This is a genomic window from Streptomyces sp. NPDC005963, assembly GCF_040638655.1.
Lineage (GTDB): Bacteria > Actinomycetota > Actinomycetes > Streptomycetales > Streptomycetaceae > Streptomyces.
The window spans coordinates 17,655-33,253 of sequence record NZ_JBEXVD010000021.1 but is presented as its reverse complement, the minus strand read 5'-3'; the positions used below and the strand labels follow the sequence as shown (position 1 = coordinate 33,253).

Here is a 15,599-nt window from a genome sequence, read left to right as displayed (position 1 = left end):
TTCGCGAAGAACGGTCCGCGCCCGGAGCGATCCCCTCACAGGACCATCGTGCTGGCGAAGGCCGCCAGGGCCACCGTGCATCCGACGGCCAACAGGGCCACCCCGGTCGTCAGGGGCGGGGGATGGGCACTTCTTCCCAACACGCTTATCCGCATATGGGCAGCCCGGAGGAACACCAACCAGATCAGCACGCTCAGCGCCACCACGACCGTTCCCACGGCATCCAGCCCACCGTGCTCGCTGCTCGCCACCTGCCGTCCGGCGAGCACGGCTGCCACGGTGCACGCCAGCGTCGTCCTGCGCCAGGCGAGCCGGGTGCGCTCCGGTTGCAGCCCCGGGTCCCGGGCCTCGCCCCACGGTCGGCCCCCATCGGGAGGCGGCGACTGGGCACCCTCACGGCCGGGCGGCTTCACTGCCCGCCCTCCCACCCCAGGGACACCACGACGATCATCGCCACCGCGACCGTGGCGATCACCAGGCTCACCAGCGCGGGAAAGCGCGACACCGGGAGGTCCTCGCCGCGCCGCATCGCCCGCTCGCAGCGCACCCAGTGGTTGACCGCGCGCAGCGCACACAACACGCCCGCCCCCAACAGTCCGAAGGCCAGCCCGGCCCGTACGCCCCACTGAAGGTCGGGCAGGAACTGGTCCACGGCGAAGCCGCCGCCGATCAGCGCGAGTGCCGTGCGCAACCAGGCCAGGAAGGTGCGCTCGTTGGCGAGCGAGAAGCGGTAGTCCGGGGTTTCGCCCTCGTCCCGCACCCGTTGGGGGACGAACCAGAGCCGCAGGCTCCGCACGAAGTCGCTCACTGGACCGCACCTCTCATCGGACAGGGCCTCATCGCGCTCGTCCTCGGTGGGCCTTCAGTCGTTGATACGCAAACGAGCCGTCGGGTACCCAATCCCAGTCGTCGAGCCTTCGCTCCAACTCGTCCTCGGTGAGGAAGGAGTGCCAGGCCACTTCTTCGGCCTGCGGATTCACCGGGCCCTCGCAGCGCACCTCGTAGACCGCCGACCACCAACTCTGGCCCTCTCCCTCGTAGAGGAAGCGGAACAGGGGTTCGGGTCGGGGGAGATCGACCGCGCCCAGTTCCTCGCGCGCCTCCCGCAGGGCGGCTTCGTCGTAGCCCTCGCCGGCTCCCACGACCCCGCCGACGAACATGTCGTGGAGGGAGGGGAAGACCAGCTTGGTCGCCGTGCGGCGGTGGACGAAGATCCTGCCCCGGGCGTCGGTGGCCAGGACGAAGACGCAGCGGTGGCGCAGCCCGCGGGCGTACACCTCGCTGCGCTTGGCCTGGCCGATGACCTGGTCCCGCTCGTCGACGACGTCCAACACCTCATCACCAGGATTCATGTGCACCATACAACCACCGTCTCGGTCGGGGCACCCCTCGTACCCCCGTGCGGTCCCGGCGTCCAGTGCTGTTGACGCGGTTACCGGCCCGTACCGAAGATCGGGAGTCCAACCGCCGCACCCTGCCCACGAAGGACGGAAACCATGGCGTACGACGCTGATGTGATCGTGATCGGGGCGGGGCTCGCGGGACTGGTCGCCACCGCCGAACTCGTGGCCGCAGGGCGCAAGGTCATCGTGCTCGACCAGGAGCCCGAGCAGTCGCTCGGCGGTCAGGCGCACTGGTCGTTCGGCGGACTCTTCCTGGTCGACTCGCCCGAGCAACGCCGGATGCGGGTCAAGGACGGTCGGGACCTCGCGCTCCAGGACTGGCTGGGCACCGCAGGCTTCGACCGCCCGGAAGACCACTGGCCGCGCCGATGGGCCGAGGCGTACGTCGACTTCGCCTCCGGGGAGAAGCGCGCCTGGCTGCACGCCCGGGGCATCCGGTTCTTCCCCGTCGTCGGCTGGGCCGAGCGCGGCGGCTACGACGCCCGCGGCCACGGCAACTCGGTACCCCGCTTCCACATCACCTGGGGGACCGGTCCCGGCATCCTCGCCCCCTTCGAACGGCGGGTGCGCGAAGGAGTCGACCGCGGCCTGGTCGAGTTGCGGTTCCGCCATCGCGTCACCGGTCTCCGTCACACCGGCGGCACCCTGGACACCGTCAGCGGTGAAGTCCTGGAACCGTCCGACGCACCGCGCGGCACCGCCTCCTCCCGTGAGGTCGCGGGTGCCTTCGAGCTCCGGGCGCAGGCGGTCGTCATCACCAGCGGTGGCATCGGAGGCAATCACGACCTGGTCCGCGCCCAGTGGCCCGGCCGGCTCGGCGCGCCGCCCGCACGGATGCTGTGCGGTGTCCCCGCGCACGTCGACGGACTGATGCTCGGCATCGCCGAACGGGCCGGCGCCCGTCACATCAACGGCGACCGGATGTGGCACTACACCGAGGGCATCGAGAACTGGGATCCGGTCTGGGCCCGGCACGGCATCCGGATCCTCCCCGGCCCCTCGTCGCTCTGGCTCGACGCCCGGGGCCGCCGGCTGCCCGTTCCCCTCTTCCCGGGCTTCGACACCCTCGGCACCCTGGAACACCTCATGCGTTCGGGCCACGACCACACCTGGTTCGTCCTCGACCGGAAGACCATCGGAAAGGAGTTCGCGCTCTCCGGGTCGGAACAGAATCCCGATCTGACCGGCAAGTCGATCCGGGGGGTCCTGAACCGGGCGAGGGTCTCCGTACCGGGACCCGTGCAGGCGTTCATGGACCACGGCGTCGACTTTGTCGTCGAGGACGACCTTCCCGCCCTGGTACGGGGGATGAACGCCCTGACGGACGAACCGCTGATCGACGAGGAGGAACTCCGCCGGGAGATCACGGCCCGCGACCGGGAGATCACCAACCCCTTCACCAAGGACCTCCAGGTCATGGCCATCCGGGGCGCACGCCGCTATCTGGGCGACAAACTCATCCGCACGGCCGCCCCCCACCGCATCCTCGACTCCCGGTCAGGGCCGCTCATCGCCGTACGACTGAGCGTCCTCACCCGCAAGTCCCTCGGCGGTCTGGAGACGGACCTGTCATCGCGGGTGCTCGACGGCCGGGGGAACGTGCTCGCGGGACTGTATGCCGCGGGTGAGGCGGCCGGATTCGGCGGCGGGGGGATGCACGGCTACCGCGCGCTGGAGGGCACCTTCCTCGGCGGCTGCATCCTGTCGGGCCGGTCGGCGGGGCGGGCCGCCGCACGGTCCGTGGACTGAGGCCGGTACGGATCCGGTCTCCGGACGAACGAGAACGGGCCCCTCTCCCTGAAGGGGGCGAGGGGCCCGTGCCACGTCAGCCGGGTGTCACAACACCAGCGAGAGCAGCAGGACGAAGACGATGCCGACCACCGAGATGATGGTCTCCATCACCGACCAGGTCTTGATCGTCTGACCCACGGTCATGCCGAAGTACTCCTTCACCAGCCAGAACCCGGCGTCGTTCACATGGCTGAAGAAGAGCGAACCGCAGCCGATCGCCAGGACCAACAGCGCCGACTCGCTCGTGGACATCCCGGCCGCCAGCGGGGCCACCAGACCGGCGGCGGAGATCGTGGCCACCGTCGCAGAACCCGTCGCCAGCCGGATCGCCACCGCGATCAGCCAGGCCAGCAGCAGCGTGGGTATCGACCAGTCCTTGGAGAAGTCCAGGATCATCTGGCCCACACCGACGTCGATCAGGGTCTGCTTGAAGCCGCCGCCGGCACCGACGATCATCAGGACGCCGGCGATCGGGGCGAGCGACTTCTCCACCGTCGACGCCATCCGGTCCTTGGTGAACCCGGCAGCGCGGCCCAGCGTGAACAGACCGACGAGGACGGCGGCGAGCAGGGCGATCAGCGGCGAACCGATGACCTCGGTGACCTTCTGGACCGGGTTCTCCGGGTTGTCCACGACGATCTCGACGAGCGCGTTGGCCAGCATCAGCACGACGGGCAGCAGCACCGTGAACACCGTCGCACCGAAACCGGGACGCTTGTCCAGATCCTCCGAGGGGCGCGCCGGGATCATCTTCTCGGGCGCCGGGATGTCCACCCAGCGGGCCGCGTACTTGGAGAAGATCGGACCGGCGATGATCACGGTGGGGATGGAGACGAGCACACCGAGCGCCAGGGTCACACCGAGGTTGGCGTCGAGCGCGTCGATCGCGACCAGCGGACCGGGGTGCGGCGGAATCAGCCCGTGCATCACCGACAGACCGGCCAGGGCGGGGATGCCGATCCGCATCAGGGAGTAGTTGCCGCGCTTGGCGACCATCAGGACGACCGGGATCAGCAGGACGATGCCGACCTCGAAGAAGAGGGGCAGTCCGATCACGGACGCGATCAGCACCATGGCCCAGGGCATGGTGCGCCCGTTGGCCTTGGCGAGGATCGTGTCGACGATCTGGTCACCGCCGCCGGAGTCGGCGAGCAGCTTCCCGAGGATCGCGCCCAGCGCGATGAGCACGCCCACACCGGCGACCGTCGCGCCCAGGCCCTTGGAGAAGGACTCGATCGCCTTGCCGAGGGGCGCCCCGGCGAGGGCGCCGAGCGTCAGCGAACCGATGGTCAGCGCCAAGAAGGCGTGGAGCTTGAACTTGGTGATGAGCAGGACGATGACGGCGATGCCCGTCAGGACGGCGATGCCGAGCTGGGCGTTGCCCGCCGAGGTGATCGGCGCTGTGGCGTCCGCTGCCAGCATCTCGACACTGAGACCGGTCACGGTGGTTCCTCACAGAAGGGGGCAGGATGCACGGGTAAGGACGGGTAAGGGGGGAGGGAGCGGTACGGGCGGTGGTGCGGTCAGGCGTCCAGCCGAAGCAGTTCGGCGACCGCCCGGGCGGTGATGTCCTCGGGGGTGCCGGACACATCGACGGAGACACCGCGTTCGTCGCCCTCCAACGCCTGGAGGGTGGCGAACTGGGAGTCGAGGAGCCTGGTCGGCATGAAGTGACCCTTGCGCTCGGCCATCCGCTGTTCGATGAGCGTCCGGTCGCCGGTCAGATGGAGGAAGACGGCGTGGGGCGCAGCCGCCCTCAGCCGGTCCCGGTAGGCCCGCTTGAGCGCGGAGCTGGAGACCACTCCGCCGAGCCCCGCCCGGCCGTGGGACCAGGTTCCGATCGCGTCGAGCCAGGGCCAGCGGTCGGCGTCGTCCAGCGGCACGCCGGCCGACATCTTGGCGATGTTCGCCGCGGGGTGGAAGTCGTCGCCCTCGGCGTAGGGAACGCCCAGCGCATCGGCGAGCAGGGGACCGATGGTGGTCTTGCCGGTTCCTGCGACGCCCATCACCACGACGACGTGGGGGGTGGTCATCTCATGCCTCGCTGTCTTCAGTCGACGCCGGTGTCGACATCTGTCCGTCGCGCTACTGAAACCTATTTTGTACGACTTATTCAAGAGGTCGAGATCTAAACGTCATACTTTTTCTACGTGAGGGGCGCCACGTACGCTTGCCCCATGACCACAGCGGGCCAGACGGCCTCGGCGGGCCAGGGCCTGCACACGCACGTACTCGACACCCTCGGCCTGGCCATCACGGCCGGTGAGTATCCGCAGGGGAGCGTGCTGCGCACCGATGAGATCGCCCAGCGCTTCGACGTCTCGCGCACCGTCGTCCGCGAGGTCATCCGCGTACTGGAGTCGATGAGCCTGGTGGAGTCACGGCGTCGGGTCGGGGTCACCGTCCGCTCCATCGAGGAGTGGAACGTCTACGACCCGCGCGTCATCCGCTGGCGACTGGCCGGTGTCGACCGTCCGCGGCAACTGCGTTCCCTGACCGTGCTGCGCTCGGCCATCGAGCCGGTGGCCGCAGGGCTGGCGGCGCGCCATGCCACTCCCGAACAGTGCGCCGAGCTCACCGCCTGTGCACTGGGCATGGTCGCGACCTCGCGCGGGCACCAACTCGACGGGTACCTCAAGCACGACATCGCCTTCCACCGGGTGGTCCTCAACGCCTCCGGCAACGAGATGTTCGCGCGGCTCGGCGATGTGGTGGCCGAGGTGCTGACCGGGCGCACACACCACCAGGTGATGTTCGACGACCCGGATCCGGCGGCGGTCACACTGCACGTCCAGGTCGCCGAGGCGGTCCGCGCCGGCGACGCGGCCCGGGCCGAGGAGATCACCCGGCAGATCGCCGTGGGCGCGCTGGCCGAGTTGGACGTACTCGCCCCCGATCCGTCCGGGTGAGCCACGGCCCCGGCAGGGGGTCGGAGACAGGACCAAGGGCCCCGCGGATCGTCCGCGGGGCCCTTGGTCTGCATCGGTACGACCGGTTGAGGAGCCGGGCCACCGCTCAGGAGTGGTGGCCGCCGTGCCCCGCGCCGTGGTCGAACTTCAGCGCCTCCGGCGGCATCACCACGAAGGGCCGCATCATCCCCATGTCCTCGTGCTCCAACAGGTGGCAGTGGTACATGAAGCGCCCGTACGCCCCGTCGAAGTGCCCCATCACCTTCACCGACTCCGCCGCCGTCACCCGGAAGACGTCCTTCCAACCCTGCTCGTTGGCCGGCACCGCCAGCGGACGGCCCGGATCGAACGTGATGGGGCTACGGGTCCCGCCGAGGACCGGATCGAAGCCCGTGACGTCGTACGCCTCCCGGGCGAGCACCTGGAAGTCCGCCAGATGGATGTGCATGGGATGCACCACGGCACTCAGGTTGAGGAAGGACCACTGCTCATAGCTGCCCTCGCCGATGGTGAACCCGAGCCCGTCGTTGAAGGTGCGCGAAGTGCGGCGATAGGTCTTCAACTTTCCGTCCGACCCGCGCACCTGGACGATGCCCTCCGTCGGCACCCTGATCGCGGCTGCCTCCACATCCTTGAGCTCCGCCATCTCCCAGATCTCGGGATGCCCGCCGCCGCCGACCGTCGCCGGCGGGGTCAGCACGATCAGCCGATGGCCGTGGTCGACGTGGTCGTGGTCGAACCGGCGGAACGAGCCCGAGACCACCGAGGGCAGCGAGAACCGCCTCGGCCGCTCGCACTTGTCCACCCGGAACTCCATCACCTGCGGATGGGGAATGCTGTCCGCGAGGTCCGGCACCCCGGGGGGCTGATTGCGTCCCTTGTTGACCAGCCGCACCCTGCGGCCCGCCAGCTTGCGGAAGTCGATCAGCAGGTCGAACCGCTCGGCGGGCGCCGCGACCAGGGGTGCGCCGTCGACGAAGTCATGGGTCACCGGCCGGGGCAGCAACCCTCCGTCGCTCCCGATCTGGTGCACCACTCCCGGCACCGGGTCGCCGTCCTCGTCGACCAGCACCAGGTTGTAGACGCGTGCGTTCGATGCGTTCACGAGCCGGAACCGGTACCAGTCGGCATCGACGTCCAGATGCGGCCAGATCACCCCGTTCACCGTGGAGTACGGGCCCACGAACGGCAGCGTCACCGGCTTCCCCGTCTCCGGGTGCTTGGCCACCAGGATCGAGGTCTTGTGGAGCAGCCGTCCGTTGAGCCGCCCGTCGGAGTCGGTGTCGATGTTGCGGTCGGCGAGGATCAGGGGCAGTTCCCGCTCTCCGGACGGCAACCCCAAAGCCTCCTCCTCGTCGTCCCTGATCAGATAGGTGCCGACCAGGCCGGCGTAGACGTTCCAGCGGGTGATGTTCATCGCATGGTCGTGGTACCACCACTGTGCTGCGGCGTGGTCGTTCGGGTACTCCGACAGTTGGGCGTCACCGAACCCGACGGCGTTGTCGGCCCAGCCGTCGTTGCCGCCGCCCGTCTGTGCGCCGTGCAGATGCGTCACCGACCAGGCCGGCAGTGCTGCGACGTCCTTGCTGGGTTCCACCCCCTCGCGCCCCGGACGGTTGTGGGGGAGCGGCTGCCCCGGACGTGTGGGCCCCACCTCCACTGCGGTCACCGGGAACTCGCTGCCCAGGGGGATGCGGTTGGTCCAGGCGATGCGGATGCGCTGGCCGCGCCGCACCTCGATGGTCGGCCCCGGCACGCTTCCCTCGTAACCCCACATCAGGGTCGGCGGCAGTTGGGAGTGCATCCGCACCCAGGTGGGACGCAGTGCGATCTCGATCTCGCGGCGGACGTCCGGCTCGTCAGGACGCAACACCGGGGGCACCGGCATCGGGTCCAGATAGGGCGTCAGCTCCCGGCTGCCCTGGGCCGTGGCCCGTTCGATGGTGCTCTCGGTGATGGCGGGGACACCCGTCAGGTGCGGCCCGGTGCCCTCCGGGCCGATGGCGTCCGGTACGGCCCGCGCGGGCCGTGCCGGTTGCGTCGGCTGTGTTGCCTTTACGGTCTCGGTCACTTCGGTCATACGTTCCCCCGTAGGCCCGTGTGTTGTGTGTGCTGAGGTGGTGCGGTCGGTTCCGCACACCAAGACTTGTCCTGGTCTGGCGGAGTTGCCCCTTCCGGACAATCTGGCCGATATAACACCCGTATGGCCCAGTGTGTAACGTGCATACGAGCCATCGCGGCGCGCCGCCGTGACGGGCCGTAGGGTGGCCTGTCGACGCGTGAAGAAAGGCAGGTCTTTGATGTCGCAGCAGGTGTTGGGCGTGATTGCGCCGGGCAAGAACGAGCCGGTGCGGGTGGAGACGATCGTCGTCCCCGACCCGGGCCCGGGCGAGGCCGTGGTGAAGGTGCAGGCGTGCGGCGTCTGCCACACCGACCTCCACTACAAGCAGGGCGGGATCAACGACGACTTCCCGTTCCTCCTCGGCCACGAGGCGGCCGGTGTCGTCGAGTCGGTCGGCCCGGACGTCACCGACGTCTCCCCCGGCGACTTCGTCGTCCTCAACTGGCGCGCCGTCTGCGGACGGTGTCGTTCCTGTCTGCGGGGCCGTCCCTGGTACTGCTTCGACACCCACAACGCCCGTCAGAAGATGACCCTCCTCGACGGCACCGAGCTCTCACCCGCGCTCGGGATCGGCGCCTTCGCCGAGAAGACCCTGGTCGCGGCGGGGCAGTGCACCAAGGTCGACCCCGAGGTCTCCGCATCCGTGGCCGGCCTCCTCGGCTGCGGCGTCATGGCCGGCATCGGCGCGGCGATCAACACCGGTGAAGTGGGGCGCGGCGACTCGGTCGCCGTGATCGGCTGCGGCGGAGTGGGCGACGCGGCGATCGTGGGCGCCCGGCTCGCCGGAGCGGCCCGGATCATCGCCGTTGACATCGACGACCGCAAGCTGGAGACCGCCCGGACCATGGGCGCCACCCACACCGTCAACTCCCGCACCACGGACCCCGTCGAGGCGATCCGCGGACTGACGGACGGCAACGGCGCGGACGTGGTCATCGAAGCCGTCGGCCGCCCCGAGACCTACCAACAGGCCTTCTACGCACGCGATCTGGCGGGCACGGTCGTCCTCGTCGGCGTCCCCACCCCCGACATGAAGCTCGAACTGCCGCTGATCGACGTCTTCGGCCGCGGCGGCTCGCTGAAGTCGTCCTGGTACGGAGACTGCCTGCCCTCCCGGGACTTCCCGATGCTGATCGACCTCCACCAGCAGGGCAGGATCGACCTCGGCGCCTTCGTCACCGAGACCATCGGGCTCGGCGATGTGGAAGCCGCGTTCGACCGGATGCACGAGGGTGACGTCCTGCGTTCGGTGGTGGTGTTCTGATGGCCGCCGGAACCGCCCGCATCGACCACCTCGTCACGGCCGGCACCTTCTCCCTCGACGGGGGCACCTGGGACGTCGAGAACAACGTGTGGATCGTCGGCGACGACACCGAGGCCATCGTCATCGACGCAGCCCATGACGCCGCCGCCATCCAGGCCGCACTCAACGGCCGTACCCTCCGCGCGATCGTGTGCACCCACGCCCACAACGACCACGTCGACGCCGCACCCGCGCTCGCCGCCGCCACCGGTGCGCCGATCCTGTTGCACCCCGACGACCTTCCGCTGTGGAAGCAGACCCACCCTGACCGCGCTCCGGACGGCGAGTTGTCGGACGGTCAGGTACTCACCGTGGCCGGGGTCGAGTTGACCGTGCTCCACACCCCGGGGCACGCCCCTGGCGCGGTCTGCCTGTACGCCCCCTCCCTGGAAACGGTCTTCACCGGCGACACCCTCTTCCAAGGGGGGCCCGGAGCCACCGGGCGCTCGTTCTCCCACTTCCCGACGATCATCGACTCCATCCGGGAGCGGCTCCTCTCCCTGCCCGGGGGAACCGCCGTACGCACCGGGCACGGCGACTCCACCACCGTCGCGGACGAGTCACCGCATCTCGCGGAGTGGATTCACCGGGGCCACTGAGCCAGTCGTAGCCCACTCTCGAAACGACGCGCCCCACCGGTCACCGGATCGGAGAACTCCAGCACCTTCGCCAGGAGCTGGAGGGGGCGGTCGTAGGCGTCGGGTGCGTCGGGCTCCTGCATCCGGACGGTGGGATACAGGGGATCGTTCAGCAGGGGCAGCCCGATGCCGTTCATATGGACCCGCAGTTGATGGGTGCGACCGGTGGTCGGCAGCAGCCGGTACCGGCCCACCCCTCCGCGGTGCTCCACCAACTCGATCCGGGTCTCACTGTTCGGCTCGCCGTCCACCTCATGGGCGGCGAGCACTCCCGGTTCCTTGACGATCCGACTGCGCACGGTCGTGGGCAGCACCCGCCGCGGGTCGTGGGGAGCCAGCGCCTCGTACTCCTTGCGCACCCGCCGATCGCGGAACATCGTCTGGTACGCGCCACGGTCCTCCGGCCGTACGACGAAGAGCACCAGCCCCGCGGTCAGCCGGTCCAATCGGTGCGCGGGCTGGAGCAGGGGCAGCCCCAGATCCCGCCGCAGCCGCGCCACCGCCGTCTCGGTGATGTGCACGCCCCGCGGGGTGGTGGCGAGAAAGTGTGGTTTGTCGACGATCAACAGCCGTTCGTCCCGGTGGACGACCGTGATCTCGAAGGGCACCCGCTCCTCGGCGGCAAAGTGTCGGTGGAACCAGAGGTACCGACCGGGGACGTACGCCTCGCCGGCCGTGACGGGTCCGTCGACACCGACGATCCGCCCCTCATCGAAGAGCGCCCGCACCCGCTCGTGCCCGATCGCCCGGGCGTACCGCGCCAGGAAGTGGTCCAGCACCGTCGCCCACGCGCCCTCGGGATCCGCGGGCAACCGGACCCGTACGGGGTCGATACCCTCCCGCTGGGGCAGCGGTGCGGGCGGGGGCGCTTTTCTCCGTCTCACCCCGAGACTGTATGCGTCCGCCGGCAGACCGCCGCCCGCCCGTGCGACGACGGAGAACGATCCGATTCCCCACTGTGGTTTTTGGTGATCCCGCAGCGCGGCCGACCGGAAACGCGTCGGGCCCGTTCCCGGGGACCGAGCCGTCAATCGACGCACACAACAGAAGAACCCCAGATCAACTGGGGTTCTCATGAGTGTCCGAGGGGGGACTTGAACCCCCACGCCCGATAAAGGGCACTAGCACCTCAAGCTAGCGCGTCTGCCATTCCGCCACCCGGACCAGGTGTCTGTCGCGTGGCCCGTGGCCGCTGCGACGTGGAAAACCATAGCAAACATTCGGCGTGCTCGATCACGCCCAGTCGCCCGCAGCGAAGGCCCGGACGGGCACCCCGTTCGAGGCCGTGGACGCCGGTCGTTCGGCGCCGCCCCACCGCCGGGGGTGCGACCCTTGGGGACCGCGATCCGTCGCGGGAGGATGGGCAGGAACCACCAGCAGCGAGAGCGGGAGGAATCAGCGTGAGCGAGTCCGTGAGCAAGTCGGCGGCCCGTGCCGTCTCGGGCCAGGACGAGGTCGTCGACCTCTGCCGTGAGCTGATCCGGATCGACACCAGCAACTACGGGGACCACTCGGGCCCCGGCGAGCGCGCCGCCGCCGAGTACATCGCGGAGAAGCTCGCCGAGGTGGGGCTCGAACCGAAGATCTTCGAATCCCATCCGGGGCGCGCTTCCACCGTCGCCCGGATCGAGGGCGAGGACCCTTCCAGGCCCGCGCTGCTCATCCACGGCCACACCGACGTCGTACCGGCGAACGCCGACGACTGGACCCACCACCCGTTCTCGGGAGAGATCGCGGACGGTTGCGTCTGGGGGCGCGGCGCCGTCGACATGAAGGACATGGACGCGATGACGCTCGCCGTGGTGCGCGACCGGTTGCGCACCGGACGCAAGCCCCCGCGTGACATCGTGCTGGCCTTCCTCGCCGACGAGGAGGCCGGCGGGACCTATGGAGCGCGCTACCTCGTCGACAAGCACCCGGACCTCTTCGAAGGCGTCACCGAGGCGATCGGCGAGGTAGGAGGCTTCTCCTTCACCGTCAACGAACAGCTGCGGCTGTATCTGGTGGAGACGGCCCAGAAGGGAATGCACTGGATGCGGCTGACCGTGGACGGCACGGCGGGCCACGGTTCCATGACCAACAACGACAACGCCATCACCGAACTGTGCGAGGCCGTGGGCCGTGTGGGCCGCCACAAGTGGCCCGTCCGCATGACCAAGACCGTACGGTCCTTCCTGGACGAGCTGTCCGACGCCCTCGGCACCCCGCTCGACCCCGAGGACATGGACGCCACCCTCGCCAAGCTCGGCGGCATCGCCAAGATGGTGGGCGCGACTCTGCGCAATTCCGCCGCCCCCACCATGCTCGGCGCCGGGTACAAGGTGAACGTCATCCCCGGCCAGGCGACCGCCCACGTCGACGGCAGGTTTCTGCCGGGGTACGAGGAGGAGTTCCTCGCCGACCTCGACCGACTGCTCGGCCCGCGCGTCAAGCGGGAGGACGTCCACGGTGACAAGGCACTGGAGACCGGCTTCGACGGTGACCTCGTCGACGCGATCCAGTCGGCGCTCAGGGCCGAGGACCCGATCGCCCGGGCGGTCCCGTACATGCTCTCCGGCGGTACGGACGCCAAGTCCTTCGACGACCTCGGCATCCGCTGCTTCGGCTTCGCACCGCTGAAGCTCCCCCCGGAGCTGGACTTCGCGGGGATGTTCCACGGCGTGGACGAGAGGGTTCCGGTCGACGGCCTCACCTTCGGGGTGCGGGTGCTCGACCGCTTCATCGACGCGAGCTAGCACCGGTTCGAGCCAGCACCGGTTCATCGACTTGGGGCCGTGTCCGATCTATCGACGCCGGCCAGCGCCGGGGCAGACCGCCCGGTCGGGGATGTGCCCCGGCCGGGCGGTCTGCTGAAACGACACCCCCATAATCGTCAATGTGTGCGTGACTGACTGAGAAGAGTGAAAGGGCACGACGGCTGGTAGCCCCACCCGTCCCCCCTCGTTACAGGTGATGCGGTCCGCGGCTGGGACCGCATTGCCAACGAGGAGGAATAATGATCAAGAAGATCGTCGCTGCTGCGGCTGCCACCGGCGGCCTGGTTCTCGCGGGTGCTGGTGTGGCGATGGCCGACGCCGGCGCTCAGGGTGCCGCGGTCGGTTCCCCCGGCGTGATCTCGGGCAACGTCATTCAGGTTCCCGTCCACGTTCCGGTCAATGTGTGCGGCAACACGATCTCCGTGATCGGGCTGCTCAACCCCGCCTTCGGCAACACCTGCATCAACTCGTGATGTGCTGAACCGGCCCCTCAGGGTCTGGGTTTGAACCCGGGCGGTCCCGGAGTGCTCGCCATGCGCTCCGCGACCGCCCGGGCTTTCCGCTTTCGGGCGACGGGCCCGGAGGCAGACCACGAAAAGGCAAGGAAACAACCTATGCGACAGGTCACGCGCAAGGGCCTGATCACCATGGCCGCCGCAGGCAGCGCCATGGCGCTCGGCGGATACGCGCACGCGGACTCCGGGGCTTTCGGGGGAGCGTCCAACTCCCCGGGCGTCGCCTCCGGGAACTCGGTCCAGGTGCCCGTGAACGTTCCCGTCAATGCATGTGGGAACTCCGTGAACGCGGTCGGCATCCTCAATCCGACCTTCGGCAACACGTGCCGCAACGACTCTTCGTCCCAGGGCCGCCCCGGGCCCGTCAGCGGCTCCCCAGCAGGCGGTGCACAGCCGGGTGGTGCACAGCCGGGCGGTGCCCCGATCACCGGCGGCGGTGCGGTGGCCAGCGGTGGCACCAGCAACTCTCCCGGCGTGCTCTCGGGGAACAACGTCCAGGCCCCGGTCGACGTGCCGGTCAACGTCTGCGGCAACTCCGTGAACGTGGTCAGCGCCCTCAACCCGACCTTCGGCAACGACTGCACCAATGCCTCGTCCGTGAGCCGGCCGGGCAATCCGCAGCAGCCCGGTACACCGAGCACACCGGGTACGCCGAGCACGCCGCGGCCCGTCGATCCGCGCCCCGGCACCCCCACGAAGCCCGCCGAGCCCCGCCCCGTGACCCCGAGCAACCCGGGTAACCCCGGCGCCCCGGTCAAGCCCGAGGCGCCCAGGGAGTGGACCGACCGTTCCACGACGCACTCCCTCGCGGACAACGACGACTCCGGCACTTTGGCGGAGACCGGCGTGAGCACCCTGGGAGTGGTCGTCCCGGCCGGCGCCGCCATGCTGCTGGCCGGAGCGGTGCTCTACCGCCGCACCCGCGCCGCTTAGGGAACGTCCGGCGGGGTCAGTCCCCGTACGGGTCCGGCTGTCGTGACCGTCGAGCGCACGGCGACACGGCGAAAACCCTGCGGGTCAATGCACCGAGGGACGTCAGCCCTGGCGAAGACCGCGGGGGAGTGCCGTTGCCCCGCCACGCCGAACCGACGGAAACAAGCCCTGTGCGCGGGCCCCGTACCTCCGGCCCGCGCGGCAGTCATCCCGGCCGCCGCGCGGAGCCGCAGCGAACCGCGAGGGCAGCCGGGCACGCGCAGCGATGGAGACGGTGGAGCGGAGCGGGCTCAGGGCTGGCCGGGCCTGCTCCGTACTGATGCGCTGATCACCAGGTGGCGCGCACCTGGCGGATGATACGGCGACGCAACCGCACCCTCCGGCTGCCGTCGCGGTGCAGGGTGAGTCGGTCCAACTCCCAGTGTGCGTACTCGGCATGGTCGGTCAGCAGGCGGGTCGCCTCCTGTCGGGAGACCCCGCGCGGGACATACACATCGACAAATTCGTATTCCGGCATCGCATCTATTGTGCGGGCACGGGCCCGGTACGGATAGCGTCTGCACTATGTCTGATGCTGCGCAGCCCACAGCTGCCGAGGTACGTGCCGCCGCCGAGGCCGTCAAAGCCGCACTGGACCGTCACCTCGCGGCGGTCGAGAACCGCACGGGAGACGACGACCCGGCCGTCTATGACGCGTTCAACGCCCTGGCCGTGGCGGCGGAGACGTACGACGAGCGCCTCTACGACCGCTACGACGAGGTGACACCCTTCGAGATCCCCGGGGCCGACGAGTCACTGCCGCCGTACACGGGCCCGGACGAACCCAACGCCCTCAGTGTGCTGATCCGCCGCGACTACGCGGTGGTGGAGCCCCAGCGGCTGCTCGCACAGGCGCAGCGCATCACCGCGGCCGATCCCGAGGACGATCCGACCCGGGACGGCCGGTCCGCGGCCGGCAGCGTCCATGCGGCGCTGGGCGTGCTCTTCGGTGAGTACGAGCCGGACGAGATCGTTTCGCAGCACAAGGAGTTCGGGCTCGAAGAGGGTGACTCGACCCTGTGGGTGTCGGCCCTGGACGAGCTGCCGGAGGCGGGCGAGTGGCTGGGCACCCCCTTCGAGCAGGCGGACCCGCAGCGAGTGGTGATCCGCTTCGACGTCAGCGCGGTCTTCGACGAGGACGACCTGGGCGAGGACCTCGACGACCTCGACGAAGCCGGAATCTGACCGGC

16 protein-coding genes and 1 tRNA gene are annotated in these 15,599 nt (G+C 69.6%); 8 read left to right on the top strand and 9 right to left on the bottom strand.

The window, feature by feature from the left end:
• Window positions 1-35: 35 nt before the first annotated feature.
• The 3 genes from ABZ348_RS24590 to ABZ348_RS24580 form a co-directional block, all read right to left on the bottom strand.
• A complete protein-coding gene (locus tag ABZ348_RS24590) occupies window positions 36-332 on the bottom strand; it encodes a DUF202 domain-containing protein (protein ID WP_358936651.1) in 297 nt (98 codons plus the stop codon).
• A 77-nt stretch (window positions 333-409) separates the two neighbouring features.
• The gene (locus ABZ348_RS24585) at window positions 410-808 is read right to left on the bottom strand and encodes a DUF202 domain-containing protein (RefSeq protein ID WP_358936476.1); all 399 of its coding nucleotides are present in this window, start codon (window positions 806-808) and stop codon (window positions 410-412) included.
• A 28-nt stretch (window positions 809-836) separates the two neighbouring features.
• Window positions 837-1,352 (bottom strand): NUDIX domain-containing protein, encoded by a 516-nt coding sequence (locus tag ABZ348_RS24580; protein WP_358936474.1) that lies wholly within the window; start codon window positions 1,350-1,352, stop codon window positions 837-839.
• A gap of 144 nt (window positions 1,353-1,496) precedes the next feature.
• Here ABZ348_RS24580 and ABZ348_RS24575 point away from each other — a divergent pair, with 144 nt between their 5' ends.
• Entirely contained in the window at window positions 1,497-3,152 is a 1,656-nt protein-coding gene (locus tag ABZ348_RS24575; protein ID WP_358936472.1) for an FAD-binding dehydrogenase, read from the top strand.
• An 87-nt stretch (window positions 3,153-3,239) separates the two neighbouring features.
• Here ABZ348_RS24575 and ABZ348_RS24570 read toward each other — a convergent pair whose 3' ends face one another.
• Window positions 3,240-4,637 (bottom strand): gluconate:H+ symporter, encoded by a 1,398-nt coding sequence (locus tag ABZ348_RS24570; protein ID WP_358936470.1) that lies wholly within the window; start codon window positions 4,635-4,637, stop codon window positions 3,240-3,242.
• An 80-nt stretch (window positions 4,638-4,717) separates the two neighbouring features.
• Entirely contained in the window at window positions 4,718-5,227 is a 510-nt protein-coding gene (locus ABZ348_RS24565; protein WP_358936468.1) for a gluconokinase, read from the bottom strand.
• Window positions 5,228-5,371: 144 nt separating this feature from the next.
• Between ABZ348_RS24565 and ABZ348_RS24560 the strand changes: the two genes are divergently transcribed.
• Window positions 5,372-6,103, top strand: a complete 732-nt coding sequence (locus ABZ348_RS24560) for a FadR/GntR family transcriptional regulator (protein WP_358936466.1) — start codon at window positions 5,372-5,374, stop codon at window positions 6,101-6,103.
• A gap of 106 nt (window positions 6,104-6,209) precedes the next feature.
• Here ABZ348_RS24560 and phsA read toward each other — a convergent pair whose 3' ends face one another.
• The gene (gene phsA, locus ABZ348_RS24555) at window positions 6,210-8,183 is read right to left on the bottom strand and encodes an O-aminophenol oxidase PhsA (RefSeq protein WP_358936464.1); all 1,974 of its coding nucleotides are present in this window, start codon (window positions 8,181-8,183) and stop codon (window positions 6,210-6,212) included.
• Between the two features lie 220 nt (window positions 8,184-8,403).
• Between phsA and ABZ348_RS24550 the strand changes: the two genes are divergently transcribed.
• Both ABZ348_RS24550 and ABZ348_RS24545 read left to right on the top strand, forming a co-directional pair.
• Window positions 8,404-9,489, top strand: coding sequence for an S-(hydroxymethyl)mycothiol dehydrogenase (locus ABZ348_RS24550; protein ID WP_358936462.1), 1,086 nt, complete (start codon window positions 8,404-8,406; stop codon window positions 9,487-9,489).
• Window positions 9,489-10,127: an MBL fold metallo-hydrolase gene (locus ABZ348_RS24545; protein WP_358936460.1), complete on the top strand. Its 639-nt coding sequence runs from the start codon at window positions 9,489-9,491 to the stop codon at window positions 10,125-10,127. The genes ABZ348_RS24550 and ABZ348_RS24545 overlap by 1 nt, the downstream gene beginning before the upstream one ends.
• Here ABZ348_RS24545 and ABZ348_RS24540 read toward each other — a convergent pair.
• A complete protein-coding gene (locus ABZ348_RS24540; protein WP_358936458.1) occupies window positions 10,112-11,050 on the bottom strand; it encodes a pseudouridine synthase in 939 nt (312 codons plus the stop codon). The two genes, ABZ348_RS24545 and ABZ348_RS24540, sit on opposite strands and share 16 nt — an antisense overlap.
• A 195-nt stretch (window positions 11,051-11,245) precedes the next feature.
• Window positions 11,246-11,330 (bottom strand) — tRNA-Leu (locus ABZ348_RS24535).
• A 236-nt stretch (window positions 11,331-11,566) separates the two neighbouring features.
• Here ABZ348_RS24535 and ABZ348_RS24530 point away from each other — a divergent pair.
• From ABZ348_RS24530 to ABZ348_RS24520, 3 genes are all read left to right on the top strand, one after another.
• Window positions 11,567-12,901, top strand: coding sequence for a M20/M25/M40 family metallo-hydrolase (locus ABZ348_RS24530; protein ID WP_358936456.1), 1,335 nt, complete (start codon window positions 11,567-11,569; stop codon window positions 12,899-12,901).
• Between the two features lie 260 nt (window positions 12,902-13,161).
• Window positions 13,162-13,395, top strand: a complete 234-nt coding sequence (chpH, locus tag ABZ348_RS24525) for a chaplin ChpH (protein ID WP_358936454.1) — start codon at window positions 13,162-13,164, stop codon at window positions 13,393-13,395.
• Window positions 13,396-13,536: 141 nt separating this feature from the next.
• A complete protein-coding gene (locus tag ABZ348_RS24520) occupies window positions 13,537-14,370 on the top strand; it encodes a chaplin family protein (protein ID WP_358936453.1) in 834 nt (277 codons plus the stop codon).
• Window positions 14,371-14,698: 328 nt separating this feature from the next.
• Here the strand turns inward: ABZ348_RS24520 and ABZ348_RS24515 are convergent, their stop codons facing one another.
• Entirely contained in the window at window positions 14,699-14,887 is a 189-nt protein-coding gene (locus ABZ348_RS24515) for a DUF5703 family protein (protein ID WP_329016431.1), read from the bottom strand.
• Between the two features lie 47 nt (window positions 14,888-14,934).
• Here ABZ348_RS24515 and ABZ348_RS24510 point away from each other — a divergent pair, with 47 nt between their 5' ends.
• The gene (locus ABZ348_RS24510; protein WP_358936452.1) at window positions 14,935-15,594 is read left to right on the top strand and encodes a hypothetical protein; all 660 of its coding nucleotides are present in this window, start codon (window positions 14,935-14,937) and stop codon (window positions 15,592-15,594) included.
• Window positions 15,595-15,599 lie beyond the last annotated feature (5 nt).